This window comes from Cellulomonas sp. P4_H4, from assembly GCF_056400865.1.
This window is the reverse complement of sequence record NZ_JBFUKL010000002.1, coordinates 301030-316825: the sequence shown is the minus strand read 5'-3', so window position 1 is coordinate 316825 and position 15796 is coordinate 301030. Positions and strand designations below refer to the sequence as shown.

The 15796-nt window shown below is 71.5% G+C and carries 16 protein-coding genes and 1 pseudogene; 4 read left to right on the top strand and 13 right to left on the bottom strand.

Annotation, left to right across the window (positions count from 1 at the left end):
* Window positions 1-9: 9 nt before the first annotated feature.
* The 5 genes from rlmB to AC1DPN_RS07725 all read right to left on the bottom strand — a co-directional run bounded on the left by rlmB (window position 10) and on the right by AC1DPN_RS07725 (window position 5703).
* Entirely contained in the window at window positions 10-1017 is a 1008-nt protein-coding gene (rlmB, locus tag AC1DPN_RS07745; RefSeq protein WP_477084154.1) for a 23S rRNA (guanosine(2251)-2'-O)-methyltransferase RlmB, read from the bottom strand.
* Between the two features lie 101 nt (window positions 1018-1118).
* Window positions 1119-2552: a cysteine--tRNA ligase gene (gene cysS, locus AC1DPN_RS07740; protein WP_477084153.1), complete on the bottom strand. Its 1434-nt coding sequence runs from the start codon at window positions 2550-2552 to the stop codon at window positions 1119-1121.
* Between the two features lie 78 nt (window positions 2553-2630).
* Window positions 2631-3815, bottom strand: a complete 1185-nt coding sequence (locus tag AC1DPN_RS07735; RefSeq protein ID WP_477084152.1) for an alanine racemase — start codon at window positions 3813-3815, stop codon at window positions 2631-2633.
* The gene (locus AC1DPN_RS07730) at window positions 3812-5056 is read right to left on the bottom strand and encodes an MFS transporter (protein WP_477084151.1); all 1245 of its coding nucleotides are present in this window, start codon (window positions 5054-5056) and stop codon (window positions 3812-3814) included. Before AC1DPN_RS07730 ends, AC1DPN_RS07735 begins: the two co-directional genes overlap by 4 nt.
* Window positions 5053-5703 (bottom strand): TetR/AcrR family transcriptional regulator, encoded by a 651-nt coding sequence (locus AC1DPN_RS07725; protein ID WP_477084150.1) that lies wholly within the window; start codon window positions 5701-5703, stop codon window positions 5053-5055. Before AC1DPN_RS07725 ends, AC1DPN_RS07730 begins: the two co-directional genes overlap by 4 nt.
* Before the next feature lie 158 nt (window positions 5704-5861).
* On the opposite strand from AC1DPN_RS07725, the gene AC1DPN_RS07720 reads away from it, so the two are divergent.
* Window positions 5862-7196, top strand: coding sequence for a D-arabinono-1,4-lactone oxidase (locus tag AC1DPN_RS07720; protein WP_477084149.1), 1335 nt, complete (start codon window positions 5862-5864; stop codon window positions 7194-7196).
* A 58-nt stretch (window positions 7197-7254) separates the two neighbouring features.
* Complete coding sequence (locus tag AC1DPN_RS07715) at window positions 7255-8205, top strand: NADP-dependent oxidoreductase (RefSeq protein WP_477084148.1); 951 nt, start codon at window positions 7255-7257, stop codon at window positions 8203-8205.
* Between the two features lie 36 nt (window positions 8206-8241).
* On the opposite strand, the gene AC1DPN_RS07710 is transcribed toward AC1DPN_RS07715, so the two are convergent.
* Window positions 8242-8460 carry a hypothetical protein gene (locus tag AC1DPN_RS07710; RefSeq protein ID WP_477084147.1) on the bottom strand — a complete coding sequence of 73 codons (219 nt, stop codon included), beginning with the start codon at window positions 8458-8460 and terminating at the stop codon, window positions 8242-8244.
* A 99-nt stretch (window positions 8461-8559) separates the two neighbouring features.
* A complete protein-coding gene (locus AC1DPN_RS07705) occupies window positions 8560-9450 on the bottom strand; it encodes a LysR family transcriptional regulator (RefSeq protein ID WP_477084146.1) in 891 nt (296 codons plus the stop codon).
* A gap of 72 nt (window positions 9451-9522) precedes the next feature.
* Here AC1DPN_RS07705 and AC1DPN_RS07700 point away from each other — a divergent pair, with 72 nt between their 5' ends.
* The gene (locus AC1DPN_RS07700; protein ID WP_477084145.1) at window positions 9523-10578 is read left to right on the top strand and encodes an EamA family transporter; all 1056 of its coding nucleotides are present in this window, start codon (window positions 9523-9525) and stop codon (window positions 10576-10578) included.
* Here the strand turns inward: AC1DPN_RS07700 and AC1DPN_RS07695 are convergent.
* From AC1DPN_RS07695 to AC1DPN_RS07685, 3 genes and pseudogenes are all read right to left on the bottom strand, one after another.
* A pseudogene (locus AC1DPN_RS07695) lies at window positions 10500-10889 on the bottom strand (2-C-methyl-D-erythritol 2,4-cyclodiphosphate synthase); the annotation flags it as partial. The gene AC1DPN_RS07700 and the pseudogene AC1DPN_RS07695 overlap by 79 nt on opposite strands.
* Before the next feature lie 69 nt (window positions 10890-10958).
* Entirely contained in the window at window positions 10959-11687 is a 729-nt protein-coding gene (ispD, locus tag AC1DPN_RS07690) for a 2-C-methyl-D-erythritol 4-phosphate cytidylyltransferase (RefSeq protein WP_477084144.1), read from the bottom strand.
* Between the two features lie 6 nt (window positions 11688-11693).
* Window positions 11694-12176 carry a CarD family transcriptional regulator gene (locus tag AC1DPN_RS07685; protein ID WP_028046210.1) on the bottom strand — a complete coding sequence of 161 codons (483 nt, stop codon included), beginning with the start codon at window positions 12174-12176 and terminating at the stop codon, window positions 11694-11696.
* 241 nt (window positions 12177-12417) lie between these two features.
* Here AC1DPN_RS07685 and AC1DPN_RS07680 point away from each other — a divergent pair, with 241 nt between their 5' ends.
* On the top strand, window positions 12418-12930 hold the full coding sequence (locus AC1DPN_RS07680) for a copper chaperone PCu(A)C (protein ID WP_477084143.1): 513 nt from the start codon (window positions 12418-12420) through the stop codon (window positions 12928-12930).
* 63 nt (window positions 12931-12993) lie between these two features.
* Here AC1DPN_RS07680 and pstB read toward each other — a convergent pair whose 3' ends face one another.
* From pstB to pstC, 3 genes are read right to left on the bottom strand one after another with little or no spacing between them, the layout of a single operon-like run.
* Window positions 12994-13773: a phosphate ABC transporter ATP-binding protein PstB gene (pstB, locus tag AC1DPN_RS07675; protein ID WP_477084142.1), complete on the bottom strand. Its 780-nt coding sequence runs from the start codon at window positions 13771-13773 to the stop codon at window positions 12994-12996.
* Window positions 13774-13794: 21 nt separating this feature from the next.
* Entirely contained in the window at window positions 13795-14745 is a 951-nt protein-coding gene (pstA, locus tag AC1DPN_RS07670; protein ID WP_477084141.1) for a phosphate ABC transporter permease PstA, read from the bottom strand.
* Between the two features lies 1 nt (window position 14746).
* Window positions 14747-15736 carry a phosphate ABC transporter permease subunit PstC gene (gene pstC / locus AC1DPN_RS07665; RefSeq protein ID WP_477084140.1) on the bottom strand — a complete coding sequence of 330 codons (990 nt, stop codon included), beginning with the start codon at window positions 15734-15736 and terminating at the stop codon, window positions 14747-14749.
* Window positions 15737-15796: the final 60 nt, after the last annotated feature.

Below are 15796 nucleotides of genomic sequence, written 5' to 3'. Positions count from 1 at the left end.
CCGGAGACGTCAGACCGCGCGCTGGCGTGCAACCTCGTAGAGCGCGATGCCCGCGGCGACGCCGGCGTTGAGCGACTCGACCGACGACGTGATCGGGATCGACGCGATGGCGTCGCACTGCTCGCGCACCAGCCGCGACAGGCCCTTGCCCTCGGAGCCGACGACGAGCACGAGCGGGTCGGTCGCGTAGGGCAGCTCGGTGATCGTGGTGTCGCCGCCGCCGTCGAGGCCGACGACGAACACGCCCGCCTGCTTGAGGCCCTGCAAGGTGCGCACCAGGTTGGTGACGCGGGCGACGGGCACGCGGGCGGCCGCACCTGCGGAGACCTTCCAGGCGGACGCCGTGACGCCGGCGGCACGCCGCTCGGGCACCAGGACGCCGTGCGCACCGAACGCGCCGGCGCTGCGCAGGACCGCACCGAGGTTGCGGGGGTCGGTCACGCCGTCGAGCGCCACGATCAGCGCCGCACGGTCCGACTCCGCGGCCGCGTCGAGCAGGTCGTCGTCGTCCGCGTACTCGTACGGCGGGACCTGGATGGCGACGCCCTGGTGCACCGACCCGTCGGTGAGCCGGTCCAGCTCGCTGCGGCTGACCTCGAGCAGCGGGTAGTTCGAGTTGCCCGCCGCCGCGATGATCTCGCGCGTGCGGTCGTCCGCCTCGAGCCGCGACGCGATGTACACCGTCGACACCGGGATGCCCGCACGGAGCGCCTCGACCACGCTGTTGCGGCCGGACACGATCTCGTGGGTCGAGCTCTTGCGGCCACCCTTGGAGCCGGCAGCGCTGCGGGACGCGCCCGCGGACTGCCTGCCGGACGTCCCGCGAGTACCTGCGACGGCGCGGCGCTCGGCTGCGACCTTCGCCTTGTGCGCGGGGTGGTACTCGCGGTCCTCGGCCTTGGGCGTCGGGCCGCGACCCTCGAGCGAGCGACGGTTCTTGCCGCCGGTGCCCGCGGACGCGACCTTCTTGGACCCTGCCTTGCGGGTGGCCCCGCGGCGGGAGGAGTTGCCAGCCATATGTTCTTTCCCTTGTTCCTGTGCTTGTTTGTCGGGCTGTTCCTACGCTCCGTTGCGGGCGTGTGCCGCTCCGCGACCCACACCCTCCACTGCGCTCCGGATCAGCCCTCCGATCGCGCCGCCAGAGTCCAGCGCGCTCCGCTGGACGAGTCCTCGACCACGACGCCGGCCGCCGCGAGGCGGTCCCGGATCGCGTCGGACGTGGTGAAGTCGCGCGCGGCGCGGGCCTGCGCACGGGCCTCGAGCTCCGAGGCGACGACCGACTCGAGCGCGCGGACGTAGCGTTCGTCGCCCGTCGTCGCTCGCCAGTGCTCGCCCGCGGGGTCGAGCCCGAGGACGTCGAGCATCGCGCGCAGCACGACCATCGAGTCGCGGGCCTCGGCGGCGTCGCCCCGCGCGAGCGCCGAGTTCCCGGTGCGCAGGTGCTCGTGCACGACCGCGAGCGCGGCGGGCACGTTGAGGTCGTCGTCCATCGCCGCGACGAAGTCGTCGGGCAGCTCGACCGTGGCGACCTCGCGGTCGTCGGCGGCGCCGACCTTCTCGACGGCCCGCTCGACGAATCCCGCGAGCCGGTCCCAGGTGGCCTCGGCCTCGCGCAGCGTGTCGTCGGACCACTCGAGCATCGACCGGTACTGCACCGCGGTCATCGCGTACCGCAGGACGGACGGGCGCTCCTTGGCCAGCACCGCCGTGACCAGCAGGCCGTTGCCGAGCGACTTGCTCATCTTGGCGCCGCCCTGCGTGACCCAGCCGTTGTGCAGCCAGTACTGCGCGAACCCGTACCCGGCGGCGCGCGACTGTGCCTGCTCGTTCTCGTGGTGCGGGAACCGCAGGTCGAGGCCGCCCCCGTGGATGTCGAACGTCTCGCCGAGGTACCGCTGCGCCATCGCCGAGCACTCCAGGTGCCAGCCCGGCCTCCCGCGCCCGAACGGGGTGTCCCAGCTCGCCGTCTCGGGCTCCCCCGGCTTGGCGGCCTTCCAGAGCGCGAAGTCGCGCGGGTCCCGCTTCGCGTCGTCGTCGACCGTGCCGTCGGGTGCCGGGATCATGTCCTCGACCCGCTGGTTGGTGAGCGCGCCGTACTCGTCGTAGCTGCGGACGTCGAACCACACGTCGCCCGGGCTCGTCGTGTAGGCGTGGCCCTTCTCGACCAGCCGCGTCATGAGCTCGATCATCGCGGGCACGTGGCCCGTTGCCCGCGGCTCGTAGCTGGGCGGCAGCACGCCGAGCGCGTCGTACGCCTCGGAGAACGCGCGCTCGTTGAGCATCGCCCACGCCCACCACGGCTCGCCCGCGTCGGCGGCCTTGGCCAGGATCTTGTCGTCGATGTCCGTGACGTTGCGGATCAGCGTGACCTTGCTGCCCGACCGGCGCAGCCAGCGCACCAGCACGTCGAACGCGACGCCCGACCGCAGGTGCCCGATGTGCGGCGGTGACTGCACCGTGGCGCCGCACAGGTACACGCCGACCTCGCCGGGAACGAGCGGCACGAAGTCACGTACCGTCCGGGTCGCGGAGTCGAAGAGGCGCAGGGTCACCCGGCAAGGCTACCGGCGCAGCACGCCACCCGGCGCCGGGACGCCGGGACGCCGTCGCCCGCCGGTGCGGGTGCCGGGTCAGCCGAAGTTGTGGGACTCACCGCGGTACGTCGGGACCGTCGCCTCGATCGTGGTGCCGCGGACCAGGTGCACCGAGTCGAAGCGCTCCATGACCTCGCCCGCCTTGGCGTGCCGGAACCAGACGCGGTCGCCGACGCGCAGGTCGGCGCCACCCGACAGGCGCAGCGGCGTCTGCACCTCGCCGGCGCCCTCACGGTTGGTCAGGGACAGCCCACCGGGCCAGGCCGGACGCGGCTGACGTGACTTCGTCGCCGGTCCGGAGGCGATGTAGCCGCCGCCGAACACGGTCGCGAAGCCCGCTGCGGGGATCCGCACCACGTCGAGCCCGAAGAACGCGGCAGGCCGGGGCGTGAACGAGCGGTAGTCGTCGAACAGCGTGGGCACGAACAGGCCCGAGCCGGCCGTGACCTCCGAGACGGTGGGGTCGGCGGCGCTCGACGCCACGGAGCCGGAGCCGCCGGAGTTCACGATCGAGAGGGGATGACCGACCGCGTCCTGCACGGCCGCGACGACGGCGGCGCGGCGCGTCGCCAGGTCGGCGATCGACAGGCGCTTGACCGCCCGGATCGCACTGCTGGAGTCGGGCAGGCCTGCCACCTGGGCCTCGTAGAACATGACGCCGACGACGTCGACACCCGGCCTGGCGGCGATCGCGGCGGCCAGCGCGCCGGCGTCGGCCGCCGAGTGCACGGGCGAGCGGCGCACGCCGAGGTGGGCGGCGAGCGGACCGAGCCGGAACTTGAGCGAGGCGTCGACGTCCAGGCACAGGCGGATCGTGAGGCCGCGGCCCTCGGCTGCGCGGGCGGCCAGGTCGACCTGAGCGAGGTCGTCGACCATGAGCGTGACGGCGGCGGCCGCCGCGGGGTCGGCCGCGAGCTTCTCCAGCGCGCCGGTGTCGACCGTCGGGTAGCCCATCAGGACGTCGTCGACACCCTGCGCGACCAGCCAGAGCGCCTCCCGCAGCGAGTACGCCATGACGCCGTGGAACCCGTCGCGGGCCAGCACGCGCTGCAGGACCGCCCGCACGCGCACCGACTTGCTGGCGACGCGGATCGGGGTGCCCGACGCGCGCCTGACCAGGTCGGTCGCGTTCGCGTCGACGGCGTCGAGGTCCACCACCGCCAGGGGGGCGGGAAGGCCTTGGGTCGCCTGGTCCAGTCGCGCACCGATCGTCGTGGTCATGCACCGGCTCCTGCCGAGAGAGGGGACTTCGCGTGCTTGACGACGCCGAACCGGCCCGCCAGCACAGCGACCGCGAGAACGAGGACGACGGGGACGAGGAAGCCCCAGCGCAGGCTGGACGCCGTGCCGATGAACCCGACGAACACGCCACCGAGGACCGCGCCGAGGTAGTTGAACCCGTTGAGCCGCGCGATGACTGCGTCGGCGTGCCCGGGGGCGAGCAGACCCGCCGACGAGAAGCACAGCGGCGCGATCAGGCCGAGGCCGGCCCCCGCGACCGCGAATCCGAGGACCGCCTGCCCAGGACCCGCCGCGGTGAGGACGAGAACGAGACCCGCCGCACCGACGAGCGACGCCACCCGCACCACCCGGACGCGGCCCCAGCGGCGGACGCACGGGTCGCCCGCGAGCCGGGAGACCAGCGTCATCGCGAGGTAGGCCGCGTAGCCGAGCTTGGTCAGCGTGCCGGACTCGCCCAGGACCTCGTGCATGAAGATCGGGCTCCAGGTCGAGATCGCCTGGTCGTTGACGTAGTACGCGACGATGCCGAGCCCGAGGATCAGGAGCGGGCCCCAGGGGATGACCGGCTTCCCGGGCGCCTCGTCCTCCACCGCGAGCGTCGTGGCGTCGAGCGAGACGGGAACGATCGTGTCCGCCGCGGGCTCACGCCAGGCCGAGCGGCGCACGGTGAACGACGCCGCGAGCGCCACGATCGTCCCGACGAGGAGCGTCCACCCCACCGGCTCGACGGGCACGCGGTCGGTGGCGACGGCGACCATGACGGTGCCGAGGATGCCTCCAGCGGACCAGGAGGCGTAGAACCCGGTCAGCAGCGACCGCCCGTAGACGCGCTGGATCGACACGGCCTGCATGTTGGTGCCCGAGTCGACCATGCCGACGCCGACGCCGAACACGGCGAACCCGAGGGCGAGGACGGGGAAGGACGGGGAGACGGCGACGATGGCCACCGCCGTCGCGACGACCACCAGGCCGCGCAGCAGGACGACCCTGCTGCCGCCGACGGTGCGGGCGATGCGGTCCGCGAGGACCGTGCCGGCCCCGGCCATGATGCACACGCCGAGGATGACGAGCGTGATGGTGCCGTCGTCGATGCCGTAGCGCTGCTTGAAGACGTCGAGGCTCGTCAGGATCATCGCGAAGACGAACCCTTGTGCTGCGAAGCCGAGGGAGACGGCTACGCGCGCCCGACGTGCGGGCGTAGACGGGAGAGCGTCGTTCACGCGGGCAGAGCCTCGTCCCCGTCGGTCAGCACGTCGTCGAGCGCGCCGGACGGGCTGGGGACGGTCATCTGGTGCAGGAACGTGCCGAAGCCGCGCACGCCGTCGCGTGCCCGCTGCTCGTCACCGTCGACGAGCCAGGCCAGGGAGTAGCCGTCGACGACGGCGACGACCGTGCGAGCGAGGACCTCGAGCGGGATCGTGAACGACACGCCCGCGGCGACCTCGATGCCGCGCAGGACCTGCTCGGCGGCGGCCCACTGGCCGCGGTACTGCTCGATGGCCACCTGGTTGAGCTCCGGGTGTCGCAGCGAGGACGTCGTGAGCTCGTAGCTGAGCAGCTGCGCTCCCCGGGAGTCCCTGATGCCGTCCCAGAGCGCGTCGATCGTGCCGTCGATGACCTGCTCGACGCTCGCGCCGGCCGGCAGCTCGCCGAGGCTGCGCTCGAGGTTGGCCGCCGTGATGGCGTGCGCCATCGCACGCAGCAGCTCGTCCTTGTCCTGGAAGCAGTAATGGACGACGCCCAGCGAGACGCCGGCCTCGGCCGCGACCGCACGCACGGTGGCGGCGTCGATGCCGTCGCGGCTCGCGACGGCGAGCGCCGCCTCGATCAGCTGCTCGCGTCTTTCAGCGACTGGCAAGCGATTCACGAAGGTCCCCTCCCTCGATGGGCGGCCCCACCGGCCGGTCGGTACCGGGATGCGTGAGGTCAACCCTTCCCCAGTGCACAGTTCAATGTCCTTCGTGACGATAGTCAAGGACCAGACGCACTTGACTTGGACAGATGACCAGTAAGAGTCTGTATTCCATGGGAGACCCGTCCGCCTCCGCGCCGTGGCGCAACTGGTCGCGCACAGCCGCCGCCACGCCGCAGCGAGTGGCGTATCCCGCTGACCAGGACGAACTCTCCGAAATCGTACGAACCGGGGCGAGCGACGGGCTCCAGGTCCGTGCCGTGGGCGCTGGACACTCATTCACCCCCGTGGCAGCGTCCGAGGGCGTCCACCTGCACCTCGATCGGCTGAACGCGTTCGAGCGTGTCGCCCCCCAGTCGGACGGCACGACGCACGTGACGGTCGGTGCGGGCATCCGGCTCGGCGCGCTGAACGCCCAGCTGGCGGACCTTGGGCTCGGCATGCGGAACCTCGGGGACATCGACAAGCAGTCGATCGCCGGTGCCATCTCGACCGGCACGCACGGCACCGGCGCGCGCCTCGGGGGGCTCGCCACGCAGGTCGTGGGCGCCCAGATCGTGACCGCCAAGGGCGACGTCGTCGAGACCTGCCCCGAGACCAACCCGGAGCTGTTCGAGCTGGCCCGCCTCGGCCTGGGCACGGTCGGCGTGCTGTCCGCCGTGACCCTCGAGGTCGTGCCGGCGTTCCGGCTCGAGGCCGTCGAGGAGCCCTGGGACCTCGACCGCGTGCTCGAAGGGCTCGACGGGCCTGACGGTCTGGTCGAGGGCAACGACCACTTCGAGTTCTACTGGTTCCCGCACACGCGCCGCGCACTGACCAAGCGGAACAACCGGGTACCCGACGACGTCGAGCGCCCGCTCCCCCGGATCCGTGGCTGGATCGACGACGAGCTGCTGTCCAACGGCGTCTTCGCCGCGACGAACACCATCGCGACGATCGCGCCCAGGACGACCGCCCGCATCAACGGCCTGGCCGCTCGCGCGCTCAGCTCGCGCCGGTTCGTCGCGCCCGCGCCCGAGGTCTTCGTCTCGCCGAGACGCGTCCGCTTCCGCGAGATGGAGTACGCGGTCCCCCGCGACCAGCTCGTCCCGGTCCTCGCCGAGATCGACCGCTGGATCGAGTCGTCCGGTGAGCACGTGCCGTTCCCGGTCGAGGTGCGCTTCGCGGCCGCCGACGACCTGTGGCTGTCCACGGCGCACGGTCGCGAGACCGCGTACATCGCCGTGCACCAGTACATCCGGATGCCGTTCGCGCGCTACTTCCGGGCCGTCGAGCAGATCGTCGCCGCCGTCGGCGGGCGTCCGCACTGGGGCAAGATGCACTGGCTCGAGGCCGAGCGCCTCGGGGAGCTCTACCCCCGGTTCGCCGACGCCCAGCGCGTCCGCCAGCAGGCCGACCCCGACGGCGTGTTCAGCAGCCCGTACCTCGCGAAGCTGTTCGGCTCGTAAGCACGCCCACAGGGTCCATGCACTGGTCAACGGCCGCACACGGGTGCACTCTGAGCCCGTGGCACTCAGCAGCCGAGCCGTCGTCGCGACCGCGTACGGCGGACCCGACGTACTCCGCGTGGTCGATGTGGACGTCCCAGAGCCGGGACCGGGCACGGTCCTGATCGACGTCCGGGCGGCGGGGGTCAACCCGACCGACTGGAAGCAGTACTCGGGCACGACGAAGGCGGACCCCGGGCGGCTGCCGATGCGGCTGGGGTACGAGGTGTCCGGCGTCGTGACCGCGGTCGGACCGTCGGTGCGGTGGCTCTCGCCCGGCGACGAGGTCATCGCGTGGCGGGTCAGCGGCGGCTACGCCGACCGGATCGTCGCCTCCGAGCAGGTGACCGTCCGCCGGCCCGCCAACCTCGACTGGGCCGCCGCGTCCGGCCTGCTGCTGACCGGCGCCACCGCGGTGCACACTCTGTCCGCGACCGGCACGCACGACGGTGACGTCGTCCTGGTCCACGGCGGGTCCGGGGGTGTGGGGCGGATGGTCGTCCAGCTGGCCGTCCTGCGGGGCGCCCGGGTCATCGCCACCGCGTCACCCCGACACCACGACGACCTGCGCGCCCTCGGTGCGCTCCCGGTGGCCTACGGCGACGGCCTCGTCGACCGACTCCACGACGCCGTGCGCACCACCGGGCCCATCACGGTCGCGATCGACACCGTCGGCTCGGACGACGCGCTCGACACCTCGGTCGCCGTCGTGGCCGACCGCCAGCGCATCGCGACGATCGCCGGGTTCCGACGGGCGGGCGAGCTGGGCATCCGGGCGCTCGGCGGGGGCCCGGGCGCGGACCCGGGGACGCTCGTCCGCGAGGCCGCGCGGGCGCAGCTGGCCGAGCTCGCCTCCGACGGCAGCCTGCACGTCCAGGTCGCACAGACGTACTCGCTCGAGGACGCCGCCAAGGCCCACGCCGCGTCGATCGGCGGCCACGCCAACGGCAAGCTGGTCCTGGTGCCCTGACCTTCTGCAGCGGTCGGGACGCTCCGACCGCAGCGGTCAGGCCAGTCCGAACGTGCGGCTGAGCACCGGGACCGGCGGCGTCGCGCCAGTGATCTGGCGAGGAGCGTCCTCGAGGCCCACCAGACCCGCGCGGGTCGCCTCCAGCACGTGCAGCGGCACGCCCGCACGAGGGTCCTCGAGTCGCTGGACGCCGGACACGCCCGCGGCCCGGACGGCGGGGATCTGCTGCGTCGGGGCGTCCGCTGTCTGAGTCACGGCAGGACCGTACCTGGCGCCAGATTCGGACGCCAGCCCTCAAACCCGGACATCACCCTCATGGTCACCCGGACGGGTCCTCGCACGAACCGCCGGGCGTCAGGCGACCCGGCCGATGGCGCCGGCAAGCGTCTGGAGCTCGTGCAGGACGCGTCGCACGACGAGCCGTTCCGCACGGTCCCGCCGCAGCAACGCGTCGATCCGACGCCCCGCGCGCACACCCTCCAAGGGGATGAGACGCATCCGGGAGCTGCCGCCGAACGTGTACCGCGGCAGCAGCGAGATCCCGTGCCCCGCGCCCACCAGCGCCTCGGTCACGTGGAAGTCGTTGACCCGGTGCACGATCCGCGGCGTCGGGCCGGCGACCTCCGTCACGAGCGACGCGACCGGGAAGCCGACCCGCACGGAGATCCACGACTCGTCGACCAGGTCGGCCGGTCGGACCGCGGTACGCGCTGCGAGCGGATGGTCCAGCGGCACCGCGACGTCGAGCGGCTCGCGCAGCAGCGGCACCACACGGACGTCGGCCCAGTCCGGCGCATCCTCGGGCCGGTGCGCGACGACGATGTCCATGCGGTCGGTCAGAGCTGCGAAGTCCTCCTGCGCCACGTCCTCGTCGGCGCACTCGAGCGTGATGCCGTCGACGGCAGAGACGCGTGTCAGCAGACCCGGCAGGAGGAGCTCTGCGCCGCTCTGGAACGCCGAGACCCGCACGACGCCCTCCGGACGCTCCAGGAACGCGTCACAGGCCGCCTGAGCGCGCTCCATGGCCACGGCGACGTCGAGCGCGGCATCCGCGAGGGCCTCGCCGGCGGGCGTCAGTCGCAGCCCGCGCCCGACGCGCTCGGTGAGCGGGACGCCTGCCTCGCGCTGCAGGACGGCGAGCTGCTGCGAGACCGCCGACGGCGTCAGGTGCAGCACCACCGCCGCTGCCGTCACGCCACCCTGCGAACCGACCGTCCGGAGCGTCTCCAGCGCGCGAGGATCCATGTAGGAACGCTACATCGTCAATCAATGATCTTTCGATTGTGCTGAATGCACGCGTGCCAGCACACTCGACGCATGAGCACCCGGGACCGCCTCCTCGCAGCACTGGTCGCCGTCCTGTGGGGCCTCAACTTCACGGCCATCCACCTGTCGCTCGAGCAGTTCCCGCCGTTCTTCCTCGTGGCGCTGCGCTTCGCGCTGCTTGCCGTCCCGACCCTTCTGCTGGTTCCCCGCCCGAGCGCGCCGTGGCGGTGGATCCTGCTGTACGGCTTCGGGTTCGGGGTCCTGCAGTTCGTCTTCCTCTACCTCGCGATGGCGAACGGCATGCCCACGGGGCTCGCGTCGCTGGTCCTGCAGTCGTCGGCACCCTTCACGGTCGTGCTCGCCGCGACGTTCCTGCGCGAGCGCGTCACCGGACGGCAGGGGCTCGGCATCGTTCTCGCGGTCGCGGGCCTCGGCGGCATCGCGGCGCACCGGGCCGGCCTGGACGGCGGCGCGACGCTCGTCCCGGTCCTGCTGACGCTCGCGGGCGGTCTCGGCTGGGCGATCGGCAACCTCGGCAGCCGCAGGGCCATGCAGGCGAGCCCGAACGAGCCTGTCCGACTGCTCCTGTGGATGTCCGTCGTCCCGCCGCTGCCGATGCTGACTCTGTCCCTGCTGACCGAGGGTCCGGAGCAGATCGCGGACTCCTTCACGGGGCTGACGAGCACGCAGGGGCTGCTCGCGATCGCCGGGCTGGCGTACACCGTGCTCGTGGCGACCCTGTGCGGCGGCATGCTCTGGACCGGCCTCATGGGACGGCACCCGTCGAGCACCGTCGCCCCCTTCTCGATGCTCGTGCCCGTGGTCGGTATCGGCGCCTCGTGGTTCCTGCTCCGCGAGCGCACCAGCCTGACCGAGCTCGCCTGGGGCGCCCTGGTGGTCGGCGGCGTCCTGCTGGGCAGCACGCGCGCTCGGACCAAGGCGGTCGCGACCGCCCGTCAGTCCGCCGCGACGACCAGCGCCGTCGCGATCGCGGCCACGCCCTCGCCGCGACCGGTCAGCCCGAGCCCGTCGGTGGTCGTCGCGGAGACGCTGACCGGTGCACCGGCGGCCGCCGAGAGCGCCGCCTCGGCCTCGGCACGCCGCTGACCGAGTCGCGGCCGGTTCCCGATCACCTGCACGGCGACGTTCCCGACGACGAACCCGGCAGCCCGCACGCGCGAGGCGGCCTCCGCCAGGAGGACGGCGCCGGCGGCCCCCGCCCACTGCGGCTCGGACGTGCCGAAGTTCGACCCGAGGTCACCGAGGCCGGCCGCGGACAGGAGCGCGTCGGCACAGGCGTGCGCCGCGACGTCGGCGTCGGAGTGGCCGTCCAGGGGCCGCTCACCGGGCCACGCCAGTCCGGCCAGGTGCAGCACGTCGTCGGGAGAGGGCGTCGCGGCGTACGCGTGCACGTCCATCCCGATACCGGTACGGGGCAGTGCGCTCATCGCTCGGCTCTCATCTGTCGGAACATCCTGTCGACGCGCTCATCGGTCGGACTCCAGCAGCAGCGTCGCCACCGCGAGGTCGCGGGGCGTGGTGATCTTGGCGGCCCGCTCGTCGCCCGCGACGACCCAGACGGGTTCTCCGAGACGCTCGATCAGGCCCGCGTCGTCCGACGCGGCGGTCGACTCGTCCTCGGCCCCCGCCGCGAACACCGCGTGCGCACGTCGTAGGAGCTCGAGCGTGAAGCCCTGCGGCGTCTGTACCGCCCGCAGGTCGGCGCGCGGGACCGTCGCCAGCACGCGCTCGACCGCTCCGCCGGGCACGACCTGCTTGATCGTGTCCGTCACCGGCAGCCCCGGGACGACGGCGCCGTGGCCGTCGAGCACCGCGTCGATCACGCGGGCGACCAGCGCCGGCGGGGCGAGCGGCCGGGCGGCGTCGTGCACGAGCACCACGTCGTCGGCCGCGCCCAGGTCAGCGAGCTCCGCGAGGCCCGCGGCGACCGACGCCTGCCTCGTCGGACCGCCAGGAACCACGCGCAGGTCGACGTCGAGGCCCTGGAGGGCGTCGCGCAGGACGGAGACGTGCTCCGCAGGCGCGGTGACCACCAGGACCCGGACATGCTGATCGCCCGCCGCACGCGCCGCCAGCAGGTTCCGGGCGGCGTGCACGACGAGCGACTGATCCCCCAACGGCACCAGTGCCTTCGGGAGGGAGTGACCCAACCTGCTACCGCTCCCAGCGGCAGTCAGGACAGCAGCGACGGTCACCTGGCGTCAGGACGCCAGGACCTCGTCGAGGATCGCTTCGGCCTTCTCCTCCTCGGTGTGCTCGGCAAGTGCGAGCTCCGAGACGAGGATCTGGCGGGCCTTGGCGAGCATGCGCTTCTCGCCCGCGGACAGGCCACGGTCGGCGTCCCGGCGGGACAGGTCGCGGACGACCTCTGCCACCTTGATGACGTCGCCCGACGCGAGCTTCTCGAGGTTTGCCTTGTAGCGGCGGGACCAGTTGGTCGGCTCCTCGGTGTACGGGGCGCGGAGCACCTCGAACACGCGGTCCAGACCTTCCTGACCGACGACGTCACGTACGCCCACCAGATCGACGTTCTCAGCAGGAACCTCGATGGTGAGGTCTCCCTGAGCGACCTTGAGCTTGAGGTAGAGCTTGTCCTCTCCGCGGATGGTCCTGGTCTTGATCTCTTCGATCAATGCCGCACCGTGGTGCGGGTAGACAACGGTCTCCCCAACAGTGAAAGTCATCTGCAGGTGTCCCCTTTCGCAGAGGGGTATCTTATCACGCCCAAAATGGACACTCGCCGCGCCGATGACCTCGTCACCGCAGGTCACGCGCCCGTCGATGACCTCCCTCACAGGTCGGACCCAGCGGGGGCACGTCGACGCGCGGAGCCGCCTGGAGCCGCCTCCCGGGCTATCCTTGCGCCACCACCGCCTGAGCCCACGGGCCTGCAGAACGCAGTCTCGACGCCCCCCAGGAGTCATCGTGACCACGCCCCGCCTTCGTACCCGCCAGCCTCGCGCAGCGACCGGTCTGGCCGTCGCAGGCCTCGCTGCCGCCCTGACGCTCACGGGATGCTCGGCCACCAACCAGATCACGACGGAGATGGAGTACAACTCCTCCGACGGCACCGGCGCCAGGATCGGCGACATCAAGGCCATCAACTTCCTCATCGTCTCGGAGGGCAAGGGCGAGCCCGGCACGCTGATCGGTGCGCTCGAGAACAAGGGCTCCGACGACGAGGCGGTGAAGATCGCGCTCGACACCGACACCGCTGCGGTGTCGGTTCCCGCCGGTGAGACCGTCCTGCTCAGCGCCCCCGGCGGCAACAGCGACGAGGACGAGGACATCGTGTTCGAGTCCATCCCCGAGCCTCCGGGCGCCGTCGTCCCCGTGACCGTCACGACGCGCGACGCCGGCACCGTCACACTCCAGGTGCCCGTGCTCGACGGCACGCTGCCGGAGTACGCCGACTCGGTGCCGTCGCCGCAGGACTGACAGCACGCACGAAGAGGGCCGGCCCCCCTCGGGCCGGCCCTCTTCGTGGATCTGGGGCTGATCTCAGCCGAAGCGGCCCGAGATGTAGTCCTCCGTGGCCTGCTCGCGCGGCGAGGAGAAGATCGTCGACGTCTCGTCGATCTCGACCAGACGGCCAGGCTGCCCGGTGGCCTTCAGGTTGAAGAATGCCGTCCGGTCAGACACGCGAGCGGCCTGCTGCATGTTGTGCGTGACGATGACGATCGTGTAGTCGTTCTTCAGCTCGGAGATCAGGTCCTCGATGGCGAGGGTCGAGATCGGGTCGAGAGCCGAGCACGGCTCATCCATGAGCAGCACCTGCGGCTTGACCGCGATGGCGCGGGCGATGCAGAGCCGCTGCTGCTGACCACCGGACAGCCCGGAGCCGGGCCGGTTGAGCCGGTCCTTGACCTCGTTCCAGAGGTTGGACTTGCGCAGGGACTCCTCGACGACGTCGGCCGCGTCGCTCTTCGAGATGCGCTTGTTGTTCAGCTTGATGCCGGCCAGCACGTTGTCCGCGATGGACATCGTCGGGAACGGGTTGGGGCGCTGGAACACCATGCCCACCTGCCGGCGGACCGCGACCGGGTCGACGTCGGTGCCGTACAGGTCGATGCCGTCCATGGCCACCGAACCCTCCACGTGCGCGCCCGGGATCACCTCGTGCATGCGGTTGAGCGTGCGCAGGAAGGTCGACTTCCCGCAGCCCGACGGTCCGATGAAGGCGGTGACGGAGCGCGGCTCCACGGACATCTCGACGCCTGCGACAGCGAGGAAGTCGCTGTAGTAGATGTTGAGGTCCTTGACGTCAATTCTCTGTGCCATGGCGAGATCTCCTTGTGGTGCTCAGGCGCGGGTCTTGGGCGCGAACCAACGGCTCACGCCGCGCGCCAGAAGGTTGAGCAGCATGACGAACAGGATCAGCACGAGTGCTGCGCTCCATGCTCGGTCGTAGTTGATCGTCGGGATGCAGTCTTCGGCACCGGGTGCACAGGGCACCAGTCCCGCCGCGTACTGCCGGTAGACGTACACGGGCAGCGTCATCATGTTGCCGTGGAAGGGGTCGCGGTTGATCGAGTCCGTGGCGCCGACCGTGATGAGCAGCGGCGCCGTCTCACCGATCACGCGGGCGATCGCGATCATCACGCCGGTCGTGATGCCGGCCACCGCGGTGCGGAGCACGACGCGGATGATCGTCAGCCACTTCGGGACACCCAGGGCGAACGACGCCTCACGCAGCTCGTTCGGGACGAGCCGCAGCATCTCCTCGGTCGAGCGGATGACCACGGGGATCATCAGCACCGAGAGGGCCACGGCGCCGACGAGCCCGCTCATCGACTGCGGCCCGACGACCAGGTAGAAGAACGCGAACGCGAACAGACCGGCGACGATCGACGGGATGCCGGTCATGACGTCGACGAAGAACGTCACGGAACGCGCCAGGGCACCCGACCCGTACTCGACCAGGTAGACGGCCGTGATGATGCCGATCGGCACCGAGATGATCACCGTCAGCGCCGTGATGAGGATGGTGCCGAGCAGGGCGTGGTAGACGCCGCCCGCGTCCATGCCGCCGTACACGTTGCGCATCGAGTGCGTCAGGAAGTAGAGGTCGAACCGGCCGAGACCGTTCGTGAGCACGCTCCAGATGAGCGAGATCAGCGGGATGACCGCGAGCCCGAAGGCGCCGTAGATCAGCCACTGCATGAACTTGTCCTTGCGCCGGCGCGAGCCGTCGACCCGGGTCAGGGCCTCGCGCAGCGACGCTGCCTCAGGGGTGAGCTGTGCGGTGGTCACGTCAGTTCGCTCCCGAGAATTCCTTGTGGCGCGCGATGATCCCGCGGGCGGCCAGGTTGACGAGCAACGTGATGACGAAGAGCGCCAGGCCGGTCGCGATCAGGGTCGAGCGGCCGATGTCGTTGGCGTCGTTGAACCTCGCGGCGATGTTGCCGGCGATCGTCTGCTGCTGGCTCGCGACGAGCAGCTTGAACGAGTAGAGCAGTCCGGGCGACAGGATCATCAGGACGGCCATCGTCTCGCCGAGCGCGCGGCCCAGGCCGAGCATCGCGGCGGACGTCACGCCCGAGCGCCCGAACGGCAGGACCGCCATGCGGACGAGCTCCCAGCGCGTCGCACCCAGGGCGAGCGCGGCCTCCTCGTGCAGTCGCGGCGTCTGCAGGAACACCTCGCGACTCACGGCCGTGATGATCGGCAGGATCATCACGGCGAGCACGATCGACGTCGTCATCAGCACGCGGGGCGGGTTCGACGCATTACCCTGGGCGTCGCCGGCGAACAGCGGGATCCAGCCGAGGTAGTCGACCAGGAACTGCCAGACCGGCTGCACCTTGGGCGCCAGGACGAGCACGCCCCACAGGCCGTAGACGACCGAGGGGATCGCGGCGAGCAGGTCCACCACGTAGCCCAGCACCGACGCCATCCGGCGGGGTGCGTAGTGCGAGATGAAGAGGGCGACGCCGACCGCGATCGGCACCGCGATCACGAGCGAGACGATGGCGGCGAGGATCGTGCCGAAGATCAGCGGGCCGACGACGGACCAGAGGTTGCCACCGTCCGGGATCCAGGCCACCTCGGCGGCCAGGTCCGGGTTCTTCAGCGCGGGCAAGGCCTCGATGATCAGGAAGATCGCGACCGAGGCGAGCACGGCGAGGATGAGGATCCCCGACCAGACCGCGAGGTACCGGAACCCGCGGTCGAGACCACGGTCGGTGGTCTTCCTCCGGCGCTTTGGTCTCGGCGCGCTTCCCGGCGCGACCGGGGGGGTCATCGCTGTCGTGGGCGAAGCCAACGGATGTCTCCTGTCTGAGAGCGCCACCGTCCGGCGGCC

Excerpts from the sequence above, each read along its gene's own strand:
- AC1DPN_RS07735 (WP_477084152.1), bottom strand. The coding sequence starts at position 3,815 with ATGACCACGACGATCGGTGCGCGACTGGACCAGGCGACCCAAGGCCTT.
- AC1DPN_RS07700 (WP_477084145.1), top strand. The coding sequence starts at position 9,523 with ATGAGCACCCGGGACCGCCTCCTCGCAGCACTGGTCGCCGTCCTGTGG.
- AC1DPN_RS07705 (WP_477084146.1), bottom strand. The coding sequence starts at position 9,450 with ATGGATCCTCGCGCGCTGGAGACGCTCCGGACGGTCGGTTCGCAGGGT.
- pstB (WP_477084142.1), bottom strand. The coding sequence starts at position 13,773 with ATGGCACAGAGAATTGACGTCAAGGACCTCAACATCTACTACAGCGAC.
- pstC (WP_477084140.1), bottom strand. The coding sequence starts at position 15,736 with ATGACCCCCCCGGTCGCGCCGGGAAGCGCGCCGAGACCAAAGCGCCGG.
- AC1DPN_RS07720 (WP_477084149.1), top strand. The coding sequence starts at position 5,862 with ATGGGAGACCCGTCCGCCTCCGCGCCGTGGCGCAACTGGTCGCGCACA.
- AC1DPN_RS07685 (WP_028046210.1), bottom strand. The coding sequence starts at position 12,176 with ATGACTTTCACTGTTGGGGAGACCGTTGTCTACCCGCACCACGGTGCG.
- rlmB (WP_477084154.1), bottom strand. The coding sequence starts at position 1,017 with ATGGCTGGCAACTCCTCCCGCCGCGGGGCCACCCGCAAGGCAGGGTCC.